The 16,026-nt window shown below is 73.1% G+C and carries 11 protein-coding genes; 3 read left to right on the plus strand and 8 right to left on the minus strand.

All coding sequences use genetic code 11. The features are described from left to right. Positions 1 to 32 precede the first annotated feature (32 nt). The 6 genes from EUA98_RS05930 to EUA98_RS05955 form a co-directional block, all read right to left on the minus strand. A complete protein-coding gene (locus EUA98_RS05930; protein WP_130101756.1) occupies positions 33 to 650 on the minus strand; it encodes a GDSL-type esterase/lipase family protein in 618 nt (205 codons plus the stop codon). Further along, positions 647 to 1,483, minus strand: coding sequence for an ABC transporter ATP-binding protein (locus tag EUA98_RS05935; protein ID WP_130101757.1), 837 nt, complete (start codon positions 1,481 to 1,483; stop codon positions 647 to 649). Before EUA98_RS05935 ends, EUA98_RS05930 begins: the two co-directional genes overlap by 4 nt. Continuing rightward, positions 1,480 to 2,427, minus strand: coding sequence for an ABC transporter ATP-binding protein (locus EUA98_RS05940; protein WP_130101758.1), 948 nt, complete (start codon positions 2,425 to 2,427; stop codon positions 1,480 to 1,482). Before EUA98_RS05940 ends, EUA98_RS05935 begins: the two co-directional genes overlap by 4 nt. Beyond that, positions 2,424 to 3,383 (minus strand): ABC transporter permease, encoded by a 960-nt coding sequence (locus EUA98_RS05945; RefSeq protein WP_130101759.1) that lies wholly within the window; start codon positions 3,381 to 3,383, stop codon positions 2,424 to 2,426. Before EUA98_RS05945 ends, EUA98_RS05940 begins: the two co-directional genes overlap by 4 nt. An 8-nt stretch (positions 3,384 to 3,391) precedes the next feature. Then, positions 3,392 to 4,384 carry an ABC transporter permease gene (locus tag EUA98_RS05950; RefSeq protein ID WP_130101760.1) on the minus strand — a complete coding sequence of 331 codons (993 nt, stop codon included), beginning with the start codon at positions 4,382 to 4,384 and terminating at the stop codon, positions 3,392 to 3,394. Positions 4,385 to 4,484: 100 nt separating this feature from the next. Continuing rightward, positions 4,485 to 6,194, minus strand: coding sequence for an ABC transporter substrate-binding protein (locus EUA98_RS05955; protein WP_130101761.1), 1,710 nt, complete (start codon positions 6,192 to 6,194; stop codon positions 4,485 to 4,487). 209 nt (positions 6,195 to 6,403) lie between these two features. Between EUA98_RS05955 and EUA98_RS05960 the strand changes: the two genes are divergently transcribed. Further along, on the plus strand, positions 6,404 to 7,678 hold the full coding sequence (locus tag EUA98_RS05960; RefSeq protein WP_165372731.1) for an ROK family transcriptional regulator: 1,275 nt from the start codon (positions 6,404 to 6,406) through the stop codon (positions 7,676 to 7,678). On the opposite strand, the gene EUA98_RS05965 is transcribed toward EUA98_RS05960, so the two are convergent. Together EUA98_RS05965 and EUA98_RS05970 are read right to left on the minus strand one after the other, a co-directional pair. Next, positions 7,654 to 8,841, minus strand: a complete 1,188-nt coding sequence (locus EUA98_RS05965; RefSeq protein ID WP_207218986.1) for an MFS transporter — start codon at positions 8,839 to 8,841, stop codon at positions 7,654 to 7,656. The two genes, EUA98_RS05960 and EUA98_RS05965, sit on opposite strands and share 25 nt — an antisense overlap. A 34-nt stretch (positions 8,842 to 8,875) precedes the next feature. Beyond that, positions 8,876 to 9,778 (minus strand): sensor domain-containing diguanylate cyclase, encoded by a 903-nt coding sequence (locus tag EUA98_RS05970; RefSeq protein WP_165372732.1) that lies wholly within the window; start codon positions 9,776 to 9,778, stop codon positions 8,876 to 8,878. A gap of 192 nt (positions 9,779 to 9,970) precedes the next feature. Between EUA98_RS05970 and EUA98_RS05975 the strand changes: the two genes are divergently transcribed. Both EUA98_RS05975 and EUA98_RS05980 read left to right on the plus strand, forming a co-directional pair. After that, a complete protein-coding gene (locus EUA98_RS05975) occupies positions 9,971 to 13,267 on the plus strand; it encodes an FtsX-like permease family protein (protein WP_130101764.1) in 3,297 nt (1,098 codons plus the stop codon). Next, on the plus strand, positions 13,264 to 16,017 hold the full coding sequence (locus tag EUA98_RS05980) for an FtsX-like permease family protein (protein WP_130101765.1): 2,754 nt from the start codon (positions 13,264 to 13,266) through the stop codon (positions 16,015 to 16,017). The genes EUA98_RS05975 and EUA98_RS05980 overlap by 4 nt, the downstream gene beginning before the upstream one ends. Positions 16,018 to 16,026 lie beyond the last annotated feature (9 nt).

Genomic DNA, 16,026 nt, shown 5'->3' on the forward strand with positions numbered 1-16,026 from the left:
GGGCGGTGCTGTGCTGGTGCGGGAACAGGGGGTCAGGCGGGGGTGGCGACGAACCGTGCGGTGTACGCCGCCCACCAGGCGTCGGCGATCAGCCGGTGGCCCGCGACGGTGGGGTGCACGCCGTCGGCGGCGACGAGCCGGGGCTGCGTCCGGGCGGCGAGCGCCGCCATCGGCGCGGCCAGCGGGACGAGCGCCGCGCCGAGGTCGACGGCGACCCGGCGCACGGCGTCCTGCTTCGGGCCGAGGTCGACGCCCCAGCCCTGCTGGGACGGCTCGACCGGGACCACGAACGGCTCGACGAGCACCAGGCGCGTGCCCCGCGCCACCCAGGGGGCGAGCAGCCGGCGCAGGACGGCCTCGAACTCCGCGGCCGGGGTCACCTCACCGTGGTCGAACCGCCGCCACGTGTCGTTCACGCCGACGTGCAGGCTGAGCACCTCGGCGTCGAGCGGCAGGATGTCCCGCGCCCAGCGGGCCTCGAGGTCATGCACCCGGTCGCCGCCGACGCCGGTGTTGGTCACCGTGGCCGCGGCGAGCGGACCGCGAGCCAGCAGCCCGACATAGCCGTCGCCCCAGCCGCTCGGGTCCTGGTGCCGGCCCCACTCGGTGATGCTGTCGCCGGCGAACAGGACCGAGGCCGGGGCGCTCACGCGGGCACCGCGTCATCGTCCCGCACTCCACCGTTGAGCTCGGCCAGCCGGCGCTCGGGGTCCGGCGCCGCCTCGGCCAGCAGCTTCGTGTACGGGTGCTGCGGGTTGAGGATCACGTCGTCGGCCGGTCCGCGCTCGACCACCGCGCCGCGGTAGAGCACCATGATCTCGTCCGAGAAGTGCCGGGCGGTGGCCAGGTCGTGCGTGATGTAGAGGACCCCGAGATCCTCCTCGCGCTGCAGGGTGGCGAGCAGGTTCAGCACCCCGAGCCGGATGGACACGTCCAGCATCGACACCGGCTCGTCGGCCACGAGGATGCCCGGCCCGGGCGCCAGCGCGCGGGCGATGGCGACCCGCTGGCGCTGGCCGCCGGACAGCTCGTGCGGCCGTCGGTCCACGTACTCCTGCGCCGGGTCGAGCCGCACCCGGGCGAGCAGCTCGAGCACGCGCGCGCGCACCTGGGTCCGGCTGTACTCGGGGTGGTGCAGGGTGATCGGCCGCGCCAGGTGGTGGCCGACGGTGTGGTACGGGTTGAGCGAGGCGAACGGATCCTGGAACACCATCTGCACCGCCTTGCGGTACTGCCGCAGGCCCGCGCCGCGGCGCTGCATCGGTCGGCCGTCCACCAGGATCTCCCCGGAGGTCGGGCGCTCGAGCTGCATGAGCAGCTTGGCGATCGTCGACTTGCCGCTGCCGGACTGTCCGACAAGCGCGACCGTCCGCCCGGGCGCGAGCGTGAAGCTCACGTGGTCGACGGCGCGCAGGGTCGAGGCCTTCAGCCCGTTGCGCAGCGTGTAGTCCTTGACGACGTCCTTGAACTCGAGCGTGGTCATCGCACGCCTTCCTGATCGGCGTCGAGGGTCTGGGGGGTCTCGTCCAGGTAGGCCGACGCATCGATGCCGGTGCGGATGAAGTCGCCGCGGGCGCCGGTCAGGCTGGGGAACGAGGACAGCAGGCGCCGGGTGTAGGGGTGCTGCGGCTGGGTGTAGAGCGTGCGGGCGTCCGCGAGCTCGACGATCTTGCCGGCCCGCATCACCGCGATGCGGTCGCTGATCTCCAGCAGCAGCGGCAGGTCGTGCGTGATGAAGATGACCGCGAAGCCGAGCTCGGCGCGCAGCCGGGTGATCTCGCGCAGGATCTCGCGCTGCACCACCACGTCGAGCGCGGTAGTCGGCTCGTCCATGATGAGGATCTGCGGTTCGAGGGTCAGCGCCATCGCGATCATCACGCGCTGGCGCATCCCGCCGGACAGCTCGTGCGGGTACGCCCGCAGCCGGCCCGGGTCGACCCCGACCCGCTCCAGCAGATCGACGCAGCGGGCCCGCCGCGCCGCCCGACCCATCTCGGGTCGGTGCGTCCGCAGCACGTCATCGAGCTGGGCCTGGATGCGCAGCACCGGGTTCAGCGAGTTCATCGCGCCCTGGAACACCATCGCGATCTTGTCCCACCGGAACGCACGCAGGTCGTCGCCGGCCAGCTTCGACAGATCCACCTCGAAGCCCTCGCGAGAGTGGAAGCTGGCCTTGCCGCTGGTGATCGCCGCCGGAGGCTTCAGCAGCCGGGTCAGCCCGTAGGCCAGCGTCGACTTGCCGCAGCCGGACTCCCCGGCCAGGCCGAGGATCTCGCCGCGGCGCAGCTCCAGGCTGACGTGACTGACCGCGTGCACCGGCGGGTCGACCAGGTAGTCGACGCTGAAGTCGTCGATCGTCAGCACCGGGTGCTGGCTGACCGAGGCGACCCCCGGGGGGGTCTCTGGGAATGTCGTGGTGACGCTCATACGGTGACCTCCGCCGCGTCCTTGAGCTGCGCGCGGGACATCGACCACTTCTTGCGGTCGGACCGCGTCTGGGCGCGCAGCTTCGGGTTGATGATCTCGTCGATCGAGAAGTTGATGAGGGACAGGGCCGCACCGAACAGGGCGAGCAGCAGGCCCGGCGGGATGAACCACCACCACGCGCCCAGCCTGAGCGCGAGCCCGTTCTGGGCGTAGAACAGCATCGTGCCCCAGGTGAACGAGCCGGAGGCGCCCAGCCCGAGGAAGGACAGCCCCGCCTCGCCGAGGATCGCGAAGATGATCGCGAAGACCACCTGCGAGGCCAGCAGCGGGATCAGGTTGGGCAGGATCTCGACCGACAGGATCCGCCAGGACCGCTCACCGCTGACCCGCGCGGCGAGCACGTAGTCGCGGTTGCGCAGGCTGAGGGTGAACCCGCGCAGCACGCGTGCCGACCCCGCCCAGCCGGTCAGGGCCAGCACCGCGGCGATCAGCCAGATGCTCTTCTCCGGGATGTAGCTGGAGATCACGATCACCAACGGCAGCCCCGGGATGACCAGCATGACGTTGCTGATCAGCGAGAACGTCTCGTCCAGCCACCCGCCGGCGAACGCGCCGACGATGCCGAAGAACGCCGACAGCACCAGGGTGAGCGCGCCGACCACCAGCCCGATGGTCAGCGAGCCCCGCGTGGCGTGGGCGAGCTGGGCGAAGACGTCCTGACCCGTCTGGGTCGTCCCGAGGATGAACTCGGACGTGGGGCCGGCAAGGCCGACGTCGCGCACGCTGGACGGGTTTCCCACGAGGTAGGGACCGACGACGCCGAACAGGACGACCGCACTCGCGATCGACACGCCCAGGACGAGCTTCGGGGCGCGGGGCAGCCGAAGCCGCCGCCTGCGAGGGGTGGCCGGCACGTGCGCCACGGCCGGCTGCGGGTCCTGGGTGATGATGGCCATGCGTCCTCCTAGGACCGTGCCCGCGTGCGCGGATCGATGAAGCCGTAGAGCAGGTCGACGAGCAGGTTGGCCCCGAGCACCGCGAGCGTGATGACCAGGAAGATCCCCTGCATCAGCGCGTAGTCGTTGCTGTTGACCGCCATGAGCAGTGCCGAGCCGATGCCCGGGTAGCTGAACACCGCCTCGGTGACGATGGAGCCGGCCACGACGAAGCCGAGCGAGATCGCGAAGCCGGAGATCGACGGCAGCACCGCGTTGCGCGCCGCGTAGGCGAACCGGATCCGCGCGGGCCGCAGGCCCTTGGCCTCCGCGGTGAGGATGTAGTCCTCGGACAGGGTCGAGACCATCATGTTGCGCATCCCCAACATCCAGCCGCCGATCGACGAGATGACGATCGTCAGGGCCGGGAGGGCACCGTGGTAGAGCACCGACTTCGTGAAGCCCCAGCTCGCCTCGACGCCGGGGAACGTGTACACGTCGTAGCCGCCGTTGAGCGGGAAGACCTGCCAGATGCTCCCGAAGCAGAACAGCAGCAGCAGGGCGAGCCAGAAGTAGGGGACCGACTGCAGCATCGTGGTGAACGGGATCAGGTTGTCGACCCAGGACCCCCGCTTCCACCCGGCGAACGTGCCCAGGCCGACGCCGATGAGGAACGAGATCACGGTCGACAGCCCGATGAGGCCGACCGTCCACGGCAGCGTCTGGTCGATGATCTGGCCCACGCTCGCCGGGAAGTACGCCACCGACGTCCCGAGGTTGCCGTGGACGATCGCGCTGACGTAGTCGCCGTACTGCTGCCACAACGACGCCTCGGTGTCCGTGCCGAGCATCGCCGCGATCGCGTCCCGGGTCGCCTCGGTGACCGGGCCCTTCGCCGCGAGCTTCGAGACCATGATGTCGACCGGGTTGCCGGGCATGAGGCGGGGGATGAAGAAGTTCAGGGTGAGCGCTGCCCAGAGGGCAACGGCGTAGAAGCCAAGCTTCTGCACGAAGTACCGCACGGCTGCCTCCGGGATCGTCAGGTGGCCTTCGACGCATGCGAAGGCCGGAGCCCGGGGGCCGGCACCAGCACGGTGCCGGCACCCGGGAGGTGCGGCAGGGTCAGTTGGCCGGCTTGATCGACTTCAGGATGATGCCGTTGTCCCACGCCTTCCACGAGGCGGGGATCGCGTACTTGTCGTCACCGGTCGGCCACCCCGTGACGCGGCTGGTGTTGAACTCGGTGAGCATCGAGTTCAGGTAGATCGGGATGTACGGCATCTGCTCCACGATGACGTCCTCGATCAGGGCGTACTGCTCCGCCTGGACCGCCTCGTCGTCGGTCGAGCGGGCCACGGCGATCGCGGCGTCGACAGCGGCGTCGGAGAACCGGCTCGTGTTGCCCGCGATCGCGTTCTCGCCGACCGGGGCCGTGTTGGCCGAGTTGAACCACTTGTCATAGGTGAAGTACGGGTTCGACGAGGCGCCGAGCCCGATCGAGTCCAGCGAGAGCTGGAACTTGCCGGACTGCTCGGCGTCGTTCCACTCGTTCCAGGACACCTGGCTCGCCTTGAGCTCGATCCCGACCTCGGCCAGCTGCTGGGTCATCGCGTCGTTGAGGGAGATGTAATCGCTCCAGCCGGTGACGGTCTGGATCGTCATGGAGAGCCGCTCGCCGTCCTTGGCGCGGATCCCGTCACTGCCCAGGGTCCAGCCGGCCGCGTCCAGCAGGTCGCCGGCCGCGTCCGTGTCCGGCGCCGACGGGACCTCGAGGTCGGCGTCGTCGGCGATCCACTTCTTGTCCCGCTCGGGGAGCAGGATCGTCGGGGACGCCGCGGCGGCGAACCCGCCGCCGGCGAGCTTGTTGAGCTGGTCGCGGTTCAGGGCGGCGTAGATCGCCTGGCGGACCGCCGGGTCGGTCTGCGGTCCGACGCAGCCCGCGTCCGCGTTGGCGCAGGTGAAGATCGCGGTGGTCATCGACGGGGTGTTGACGTAGCTGAGGTCCGGGTTGCCCGAGATGATGTCGTCCAGGCCCGGCAGGTAGGCGCTCATCCAGTCGACGTCGCCCGCGACGAGCGCCGCGCTGGCCGCGTCGGCCGAGTCGAGCGCGATGTAGCGGACGTCGCCGACCGCCGGCTCGCCGCCCCAGTAGGACGGGTTGGCTTCGAGCATGTAGCTCTGCGCGGAGAAGGACTTCACCGTGAACGCGCCGGTCCCGACCGGGTCCGAGTTGATCTCGGTCACCGGGTCGGCCACGTCCTTCCAGATGTGCTCCGGCACGATCGCCCGGTTGCCGAGCACGTTCGGCTCCTGCATGAACGACGGCTCGGTGAAGGTGAGCACGACCGTGTTGTCGTCGGTCGCCTCGGCCGTGGCCGCGATGCCGGTGGTGTTCAGGGCGGGGGTGCTGGCGACCAGGTTGAACGTGAACGCCACATCGTTCGCGCTGAAGGCCTCACCGTCGCTCCACTTCACGCCCTCACGGGTGTGGATGGTCAGCGCGGTGCCGTCCGCGTTCCACTCGAAGCCCTCGGCGAGCAGGGGCGTCGGTTCGGCCTCGGAGGCCAGGTTGTACCAGTACAGCGATTCGAACAGCACGCCGAGCGTCGGCTGCAGCGCCGTGGTGCTGAACGGGTTGAAGTTCTCGGTGATCGTGCCGGTCGAGCCGTTGAAGATCGTGAGGGTCTCGGCCGACGAGCCACCCTCGGTCGAGGTTTCGGCGCTGCTGCTGGAGCATCCGGTGAGCAGCAGGGCTGAGACAGCGAGGCCGGCCGCTCCGACGATGAGCGACCTCCGACCCGGGGACGACCCCGTGCGTGAACTGAGGAGCATCTTTGGTCCTTCCGACCCCGTCAACCCCGGGCGAGGTGGACGTCGACGATGCCCGACCGCGGGAGCGGTGGAGCGATATGATTCTTACGCTGCTAAATTTAGTACGTCAAGTTACTCCGGGGCACGCGAACGGCGCGATGGACGAGCCCGGAATCTCGCCCGCCCGGCCCGAGCCGGCCACCGCCAGCCTGAAAGGACCCCCCGCACCGATGCTGACCAGCCCTCCTGCGCGTGCGTCGACGGGCGCACTCGTCCTGGACCTCATCCGCACGCACCCGTCGATCAGTCGGGTCGAGCTCGCCGACCGCACCGGACTCACCGCAGCGACGATCACGCACGTGGTGCGCGAGCTGATGACGGACGGACTGGTGCACGAGACCGGGCGGGTTCGCTCGAAAGGCGGATCACCACGCCGGCTGCTCGAGCTGGAGAGCGAGGTGCTGTACGCCGTCGGCGTCCAGATGGAGCGCTGCACGACGACGATCGTGATCACCGACTTCACCGGTCGGCAGATCGCGATGACGGGGCTGCGCGGCGTCGGTCAGGGAACCCCGCAGGAGACGCTGCGGACGCTCGCCGAGCACATCGAGGCGCTGCTCGCACACGCCCGTATCCCGCGGGACCGAGTGCTCGGTGTCGGCCTGGTCACCCACGGGCCGCAGGACCGCGCCCGCGGCATGATCCTCACCCCGCAACCCACCGCACCGTGGCGGGAGTTCCCGCTCACCACGACGCTGTCGGACCTGCTGCACCTGCCCGTCCTGCTGGAGAACGACGCCACCGCGGCCGCGATCGGCGAGCAGTGGGCCGGGTCGCTCGACGTGGACACCTTCGGGGTGATCTACATGGCCAGCGGGGTCGGCGGTGGCGTGATCACCGACTCCGAGGTGTACCGCGGGCGAGCGTCCAACACCGTCGAGATCGGCCACCTGCCCATCGACCCGGCCGGGCCGGAGTGCATCTGCGGGAGCCGGGGCTGCGTCGAGGCCGTGGCCGGCCCGGTCTCGGTCGTGCAGCGCGCGATGAGCTCCGACCTCGGCGATCGGCTCGAGCTGCGCGGCATCGAGGACGAGACCCTGGCCGACTTCGAGCGGATCGCCCGCGCGGCGAACCGCGGCGACGACGCGGCCCGGGCCCTGCTCGACGAGTCCGCCCGCCACCTGGGCACGGCTGCGGTCGCCCTGCTGAACCTGTTCGACCTGGACACGGTGGTGCTCGCGGGACCGGCGTTCGCCACCGCCGGTCCGCTGTACGCCGCCCGGATCGACCAGGCCCTGCAGCGCGGGGCGCTCGCCCGGCTGCTGCGCCCCGTCGGCGCGCGGCTGTCCAGCAACGTACGCGCGGCGGCCGCCGTCGGCGGGGCCCTCATCGTGCTGCGCTCACCGCTGGTGCGCGCACAACCCGGGACCGCGTCGCCGGCGGTGGCGCCGGCGCCGGCGACCACTGCGCGGCCGGTGGCCTATCGCGCGGTCGCGCTCGGCTGAGCCACCGCCGCCTGCCACAGGACCAGCTGCAGCACCCCGAGGACCACGACGAACGGCAGCAGCGTCCAGATCCCCACCCCCTGCGCGATCGCGCCGGCCAGCCAGGGCAGGCCCGCTCCCCCGACGACCGAGACGGCGTTCAGCACGCCGATCGCCGTCGGGACCAGGGGTGCCGGCGCGAGGTCGGGCATCAGGGCCATCGCCGTCGGGAACAGGGGGCCGAGGAAGAACCCGACGAGCGCGAACCCGGCACCGGCCAGCGAGCCGGGCACCGCCCAGGTGAGCGCCGTCGCGCCGACGACGCCCAGCAGGCAGCCCAGCATCATGCGCTGGGGGGTCAGGCCGAGGCGGACCGCCAGCGGGCTGATGACGAACCTGCCCACGGTCAGTCCCAGCCAGTACGCGCTCACGGCGTACCCGGCGGCCAGGGCCGCCCGGCCCTGGCCCTCGACGAGGTACGTGTACGCCCAGTTGCCCACGCTGACCTCGAGCCCCACGTACACCGCGAGGAACCCCGCGGCGAGCATCACGGCCGGGCTGCGCAGGACCTGCGCGAGCAGCCCGTCGCGCGGCGAGCGGCGCACCGCTGGGCGAGCCGCGGGCTCGTGGTTGGGGGGAAGCACGACGGCGAACCCGACCAGCAGCACGGCGGTGAGCGCCGCGAGCACGAGGAAGACGGACGTCCACGGCCAGGAGCGCAGCATCCTCGCGGCCAGCAGGGGGCCGAGGAGCGCACCGACGCCGAAGAAGGCGTGCAGCCGGTTGAGCAGCACGGTCGCCGAGGGCAGGCTCGCCAGGTACACGTTGAGCACCGACTCCAGCACCCCCATGCCGTACCCGACGAGCAGCTGCACGACCACCAGGACGACGAACGACGGGCGGGTCGCCGTGATCAGCGTCGCCACGAGGTAGCCGGCGCCCCCGACGAGCAGCGCCGAGCGCGTGCCGAGGCGGGCGAGGAGCGCCCCCACGCTCGCCCCCGCCAGGAAGAACCCGGCCGAGAAGGTGAAGAACGTGAGGCCGATCGTGACCATGTCGACGTCGTAGTCGCGGATCTGGGCCGGCAGCAGCACGCCGCCGACCCCGGCGCTGACCCCGACGAGGATGAACGCGCCGTAGGACAGGACGACCGGGAGCGACCAGGCACGATGCGACATCCACATGGCGGCGATGCTAGGTCTTCTCACGCCACGCGGGTCACTCGAGGCGAGCGCGGCCGGTGGACGAGCGACGGTGCCGACGCTTCGTCAGGTACATGGCGGCGTCCGCCGCGTCGATGAGCGTGCCGGCGTCGTGCTCCGGCAGGGCGAGGATCGAGCCGATGCTGACGCCGCACTCGAGCGTCGCGCCACCCAGCACGATCGGCGCGGTCATGACGTCGGCGAGCCGTGCGGATGGACGGCTCGTCTGTCCAACGGGGCACTCCTGCACCACCACGAACTCGTCGCCGCCGACGCGGGCGACGACGTCGGCACCCCGCACGGTGGCACGCAGGCGCTGACTCACCTCTTCGAGCAACGCGTCGCCCACGGCGTGGCCGTGGTCGTCGTTGATCGCCTTGAAACCGTCGAGGTCGAGGTAGGACACGAGCAGGTCGGTCCCGGACTGGCGCGTTCGGGCGAGCGCCGCCGTGAGGAGCTCGTCCAGCAGCCGCCGGTTGGCCAGCCCGGTCAGCCCGTCATGCAGGGCCAGCTCCCGGTATCGCTCTTCGCTGGCGCGCAGCCGGAGCTCGGCCCGACGGCGTTCCGACACGTCCCGTCCGACCGCGAGCACGTGCGGGCCGTCCGGGCCCGGCAGGTACCGATCCGTCCACTCGGTCCACCCGTCCGGCCCGACGAGCGTCAGGTGCCCGTGAAGGAGCGGGGTGTCCGGGCCGAGCCGGCTGAGCTGGCGGACCATGCCCTCCTTCTCGGACGGGGTGAGCATGGTGTCGAGCGGGCGGCCGATGAGAAGCTCCGGCTCGGAGCCGTTGGCCAGCGCCCACGCCCGGTTGCAGTACAGCACGACCAGGTCGTTCAACCGGTAGCGCACGATCCGCTCGGAGAGCAGATCGAGCACCTCGCTCAGCGGTGCGGCTCCGGCCCCATCGAAAGCGATCACAGCGTCCTCCGGACCAGGTTCGAGCGCGCGGCCGGCCGCGGACATTTGTCTGCTCATCGACACCTGGGACCGCGCGTTGAGGGATTCCGTGACGACCGGACCTGGGCAGATCGGCCTCAGCGCCGACCGGCCACTGTAGGGTCGAGCGAACCTCACGGTGGGGGACCAAGACGGTGTTGTCGGGGGGGTCTGGTGTCCTGGTCCGTGCGGATCATGTGGCGGCGCGCGGTCGCGCAGCGCACCATCATCGCGACCGTCCTGGCGGTCGCCATCCTCGGCAGCACGCTGCTCGGCACCTTCGCCCTGCTCCTGACGTCGAGCGAGCAGCGCGCCCTGACCGTGACCCTGACCCGCTCCCCGCCGTCGGCCACCGAGCTCGAGACCGGGCTCACGATCGGCCTCAACGAGCCGGACGCCGCGATCGCGACGGCGCACGCGGCCCTGGCAGAGGTCACCGGCGACCTGGCCACCACGAGCAGCCAGTGGGTCGCGTCACCGCCCTACGAGCTGCCCCGCGACGGCGGCGCCAGCGCGCCGCTCGGCTACCTCGCCGCGGTGCCGGACGTCGAGGCGCTCGCGACCCTGCGCTCGGGCACCTGGCCCGTGGCCGCGACCGACGCGGCCGGCCGGGTGCAGGTCACGGTGCCCAGCGCCGCTGCCGAGCACTTCGCCTGGTCCGTCGGGTCCGAGGTGCCGCTCGAGAGCACCGCGACCCAGGTGGCGGCGAGAGCCGTCGTCGTCGGCGTCTACGACGTCACGGGTGACCGGACGCGCTGGGCGCGGGACCTGTTGGACGGCATGGGCGTCGACCCGAGCTTCCCGGTCCCCGGCACGTTCGGCTTCATCCTGACCTCGGCGTACGGGCCGTTCGTCGCCACCCCCGAGGCGCTGCTCGGCGGGGGCGTCGAGGTGGCCAGCGCGACCATCGTCACCCAGCCCCAGATCGCCGACTCCTCCCCCGCCGCGCTCGCCAGCCTGCGAGCGCGCCTCGACACGGCCGGCCGCGAGATCGCCGCCGCCGTCGGACCCCAGGTGACGAGCTCGACGTTCCGGTCCCGGCTCGCCGGGACGATCGACTCCGCCCAGGGGCAGCTCGCCGTCACCCGGGTGAGCGTCGTCGTGGTCGGTCTCATGCTCGCGGTCCTCGCGATCACCGTGCTGCTGCTCGCCGCGCGCCTGCTCGCGGAACGACGGGCCACCGAGCAGTCGCTGATGGCCTCGCGCGGGGCCACCGGTCGTCAGGTCCTGGCGCTCGCCGGGCTCGAGGCGCTGCTGGTCGCCGCCCTGACCACGGCCGTCGCTCCGGTGCTCGCACGACTGCTCTACCGGCTCACGACCGCGCAGGGTGTGTTCCGGCGCGCCGGCCTCGACGTCGACCCGCACCTGCCGGGAGCGCTGTGGCTGACGTGCGCGGCGGCCTCGCTGGTCTTCGCCGCCGTGCTCCTCGGGCCGCTCCTGCGGCGCTCGACGAGCGTCGTGGACGCCGAGCAGCAGCAGGTGCGCCAGGACCGGCGCGGCGCGGTGACCCGGTCCGGACTGGACCTCGCCCTCGTCGCTCTCGCGGCCGTCGCGTACTGGCAGCTGCGCCAGTACCGGTCCCCCGTGCTCGCGGGCGGCGGCATCGACGCGGTGCTCGTGGCCGGGCCAGCGCTCTTCCTGCTCGCCGGTGCCGCCGTGACGCTGCGCCTGCTGCCGCTGGTCGCGGCCGGTGCCGAGCGGCTCGCCGCCCGCAGCCGGCGACTCGTCCTGCCGCTCGCCGCGTGGGAGGTCGGCCGCCGGCCCGGGCGCGCGTCCGGAGCCGTGCTGCTGCTCACCCTCGCGGTCGCCGTCGGCGTGTTCTCCCAGTCGTTCCTGGCGACCTGGCGTTCCTCGCAGATCGACCAGGCGGATGTGCAGGTCGGCACCGACCTCCGGGTCGACCAGCTCGCGACGGCACCGTTCGCACAGTCGAGCGCGATCACCGCGCTGCAGGGGGCCACCGCACTGTCACCGGTCGCGGCGCGCTCCGTCGACCTCGGCGCGGCCCCCGCCCCCGGGATGCTCCCCAGCGTCTCGACCCGGGCCGACATGGTGGCGCTGGATACCCGGCCGGGCGTCGACCTCGTACGTGGGAGCGCTCCCACCGGGCCGAACTGGGCGGCGATGCTCACGACGGTCGCCCCGACCGACGTCTCGGTCGGGGCGGAGCTGCCCGGGACACCGACCGCGCTTCGCCTGACCATGACAGCGACCGCGGAGCCGGCCGCGCCGACCACCCGCCTCCTCGGGAGCGTCGTGGTGCAGGACGCGCGCGGCCTGCGCGTGACGTTCCGGCTCCCCGCCGTCGAGGTGGACGGTGCCGCGCACACCGTGACCGTCCCGCTCACCACGACGGACGCCCCGCTCGTCGGGCCGCTCCGGGTCGTCGGGCTGGGATCCCAGCTCATCGAACAGCTCGACCCCACCGGTGCCACGGCGGGACAGCTGCCCGACCACGTCGACCTGGGCGTCACCGTCTCCGACCTGCGCTCGGTGCAGGACGGCGTCGAGACCCCCGCGCCGTTCGACCCGGCGGCCTGGCGGGCGCAGTCCCTCCCCGACCGCTGGGACCCCGCGGTCGAGGTGGGCGTCACGTCCGACGACGCGCTGGCGCTCACCACCCGCGGCACCATGAGCAGCCTGGACATCTCGACCGGCACCGCGGGGTTCACGATGACGACGCTCGGCCCCGTCACCGTCGTGCCCGTCATCGCGTCCGACGCGCTGCTCGACGAGCTCGGCCTCGAGATCGGCGACCGGATCCTCGTCGACGTCGGCATCTCGGTCACCGCCGAGATCACCGCGAGCGCGCCGTACCTGCCGTCGATGCCGCGCGGGCCGGGGTTCCTCGTCGATCGCGACCTGCTCACCCGCACGCTCGTGGCCGCCGGGGGGACCGACCCGATGCTCGACGAGTGGTGGGTCGCGGCCGACGCCGACGCCGCGCCCACCCTGGCGAGCACCGCCCGCACCGAGCTGCACGCGACCGCGACGAGCCGGTACGAGCTCGGTGAGTCGCTCACCGACGGCCCGCTGCCGATCGGGGTCCAGGCCGCGCTGTGGACCGTCGCCGCCGCGTCGCTGCTGCTCGCCGTGGCGGGGTTCGCCATGAGCGCGACGATCTCCGTGCGGCTGCGCCGCCTCGAGTTCGCGCGGCTCGAGGCGCTCGGCGCGTCCCGACCGGGGCTCGTGCGCGCGGTGCTCGCCGAGCACACGCTGCTCGGCGCGCTCGGGGTGAGCGCCGGCGTGGTGCTCGGGGCCCTGCTCGGCCGGCTCGTCGTCCCGCTCCTGACGGTCGCGGCCGACGGCGCGCGGCCCGTGCCCGCCGTCGTCGTGCACTGGCCGTGGGCCGCCGAGGGCGCGCTCCTGACGCTGATGGTCACGCTGATCTGCGTGGCGGTCACCTCCACCACCGTGGCCCTGTTGCGTCCCACGACCTCCTCCCTCCTTCGCCTCGGAGACGACCGATGAACCCCCGAGCCCTGGTCGCCGGATCGGCGCGTGTCGCGTGGCGCCGATCGGTGACCGACCGCGGGCTCCTGCTCGGCGTCCTGGCGCTGGTCGTGGTCACCGCGTTCCTCGGGCTCACCGGCCCCCGGCTGGTCGCCACCGCGGCCGACGAGGCGGCGCGGGCGGCGGTGCGCGACGCGGGCAGCCGGGCCGACGTCGTGGCGACCCTCGGCTGGAGCGTCGGCGGGGGCGCCGAGATGTCCCGCGACGAGGCGGCGGTCACCAAGATCCAGAACGCCGCGGGCGTCCTGACCGACAGCCTGCCGCGTGAGGTCCGTGCCGTCACCGGTGATCCGTCGGCCGCGCTGGTGAGCGGTCGGGTCACCCTCAGGTCGGCCCAGTCGGCCGAGGGCGGGGCCGTGGCCCGGTTCGTCTGGCTCTGGCGCGCCGGCACCGTCGGGGTGACCTGGGTCGAGGGCGCCGCCCCGCAGGCGTCGCCGGCGCCGGTCGAGGAAGCCCCCGAGACGGCCGACGGCGGTGCGCCGCCGGTGCACCTGGTCGAGGTCGGGCTCACGCGCGCCGGCGCGGACGCCGTGGGCGCGCAGGTCGGCGACCACCTGACGATCATCGGCCCGACCCGCGGGCTCGCCCACGTCGTCGTCAGCGGGATCTACCGCCCGGTCGACGCCGCCGACCCGCTGTGGACGACCGTGCCCGGCCTGCTCGGGCCCACCGCCGTCGGCCAGGCCGGCGCGTCGATCCCGAGCCTGGGCCTGCTGCTCAGCGACGCCTCGCTGCCCGACGTCGACCTGGCCCTGCAGCGCGGGGCCATCACCACCCAGTACCGGTTCCCGGCCGACGCCGACTCACTGGTGTCCGACGACGTCGAACCGGTCCGGGCGCGCGTCAGCGCCCTCGTCGCGAACCCCGCCGTGCTGACGTTGGCCGGTGGCTCGACCCCCACCGTGGCGACCGAGATCGACAGCGTGCTCGGCGACCACCAGGCGCACCTGCGGGGGGCCCGGGCGCAGGCGTCGGTGCTGCTCGTCGGTCTGGTCGCGGTCGGGGCGCTCACCCTGCTGCTCGCCGCCCGCCTCGTCGTCGGGCGCCGGCAGGTGCTGCTCGCCGCGGAGCGGGCCCGGGGCGCGTCCGTGGCCTCCGTCGCGCTGCGACTCGCCCTCGAGTCCGTGCCGCTCGCGGTGGTCGGGGTCGGCCTCGGTGTGCTCGGGTCGTGGTTGGTGGACCGCACCGCCCCCTGGACGTGGTGGCCCGGGATCGCCGTCGCGCTCGTGGCGGTGCTCGCCGTCCCCGTCGGGGGCGCGCGCGTGGCGTCCACCTCCTGGACGGGGCAACGCACGCCCGCCAACCGCAAGGACCGCGACCGGCTCCGCGGCCGTCGCCGGGCCCGGCGGACCGTCGTCGAGCTCTCGGTGGTCATCCTCGCGCTCGCCGCCACGTCGGCGGCCCGCGGCCGCGGGCTGCAGCAGACCCAGACCCAGGACGTGGACCTCCTGCTCGCGGCGACGCCCGTCCTGCTCGCGGGCGCCGGATGCGTCGTCGTGCTGCGCGCGTTCCCGGCCGTGCTGCGGCTCCTGGCGCGCGCCGCCGCGAGCCGGCGCGGGCTCGTGCCGCTCGTGGCGACCGCGCGCGCCACGCGCACGGGCAGCCTCGGGCTGCCGCTGCTGACGCTGACCGTCGCGCTCGGCCTCCTGGTGTTCTCCGGGGTGACCGCCGCGAGCACGCAGCGCGGCGAGGAGCGCGCCGCCATCGAGGTGGTCGGCGCGGACGTCCGGCTCGACGGCGTCGTGGCCCCGGACATCCTCGCGACCCTGCGGGCGGCCGACGGCGTGACCGCGCTCGCCTCGGGAACCCAGGTCACCGGTCGCACGTTCAACGGCGATCCGGCCTTCAAGGCCACGCTGCTCGCCGTCGACGCGGCGGCCTACGGCACCATCGCCGCCGCCCACGACCCGCGGTACGCGGGTGAGCTCGCCCACCTCGACGACCCGGCGGGTTCGGACACCCGACCCCGCGCGGTGGTCAGCGAGGCGCTCGCGGACGAGGTCGCGGCGCGCGGCGCGACGGTGTTCGTCGGCGGTGCGACCATCGAGCTCGACGTCGTCGGCACCACCGACCTGGGCCGCCCTGGCGAGGCGTTCGTGATCGTGGACCTCGCGGCGCTCGCGCCGTTCACCGTCGATCCGGTGGAGCCGGACCGGACCTGGGTCGACGGCCGCGGCGCGGCGGTTGCCGTCGCGGCGGCGGGCGACGACCTCGCGCTGACCGGCGTCACCGTGACGGACCGGGCCGTCTGGCTCGCGCACCTGCGCGACTCGCCCCTCGTCCGGTCCGTGGTCGCCCTGCTCACCGTCGCCGCCCTCGTCCTCGCGCTGTACGCCGCGGTCGCGCTCCTGCTCACGGTCGTGGCGACCTCGACCGAACGCGGCCGCACGCTGTCGTCGCTGCGCACGCTCGGCCTCGACCGGGGCGCCACCTGGCGCATCACGCTCGGCGAGCTGGCGCCGCTGACGACCGCCGGCATCCTCACGGGCGCCGCGATCGGCCTCGGCGTCCCCCTGATCCTCACCGGGGCGCTCGGCCTCAACCAGCTCACGGGCGAGGCCGGTGACACGGCCGTGGCGATCACGGCCGGCCCGTTCCTGCTCGCCGTGGGTGCCAGCCTGCTCGCCCTGGTCATCAGCGTCGTCGTCGAGGCCGCCGTGCGACGGAGCGAGAACCTCGGCGAGGTCCTCCGGGTGGGCGACCGATGACGCGGCCCG

It is taken from the genome of Pengzhenrongella frigida (assembly GCF_004168625.1).
In the GTDB taxonomy this organism is placed as follows: Bacteria; Actinomycetota; Actinomycetes; order Actinomycetales; family Cellulomonadaceae; genus Pengzhenrongella; species Pengzhenrongella frigida.

Excerpts from the sequence above, each read along its gene's own strand:
- EUA98_RS05965 (WP_207218986.1), bottom strand. The coding sequence starts at position 8,841 with ATGTGGATGTCGCATCGTGCCTGGTCGCTCCCGGTCGTCCTGTCCTAC.
- EUA98_RS05960 (WP_165372731.1), top strand. The coding sequence starts at position 6,404 with ATGCTGACCAGCCCTCCTGCGCGTGCGTCGACGGGCGCACTCGTCCTG.
- EUA98_RS05935 (WP_130101757.1), bottom strand. The coding sequence starts at position 1,483 with ATGACCACGCTCGAGTTCAAGGACGTCGTCAAGGACTACACGCTGCGC.
- EUA98_RS05980 (WP_130101765.1), top strand. The coding sequence starts at position 13,264 with ATGAACCCCCGAGCCCTGGTCGCCGGATCGGCGCGTGTCGCGTGGCGC.
- EUA98_RS05940 (WP_130101758.1), bottom strand. The coding sequence starts at position 2,427 with ATGAGCGTCACCACGACATTCCCAGAGACCCCCCCGGGGGTCGCCTCG.
- EUA98_RS05955 (WP_130101761.1), bottom strand. The coding sequence starts at position 6,194 with ATGCTCCTCAGTTCACGCACGGGGTCGTCCCCGGGTCGGAGGTCGCTC.
- EUA98_RS05945 (WP_130101759.1), bottom strand. The coding sequence starts at position 3,383 with ATGGCCATCATCACCCAGGACCCGCAGCCGGCCGTGGCGCACGTGCCG.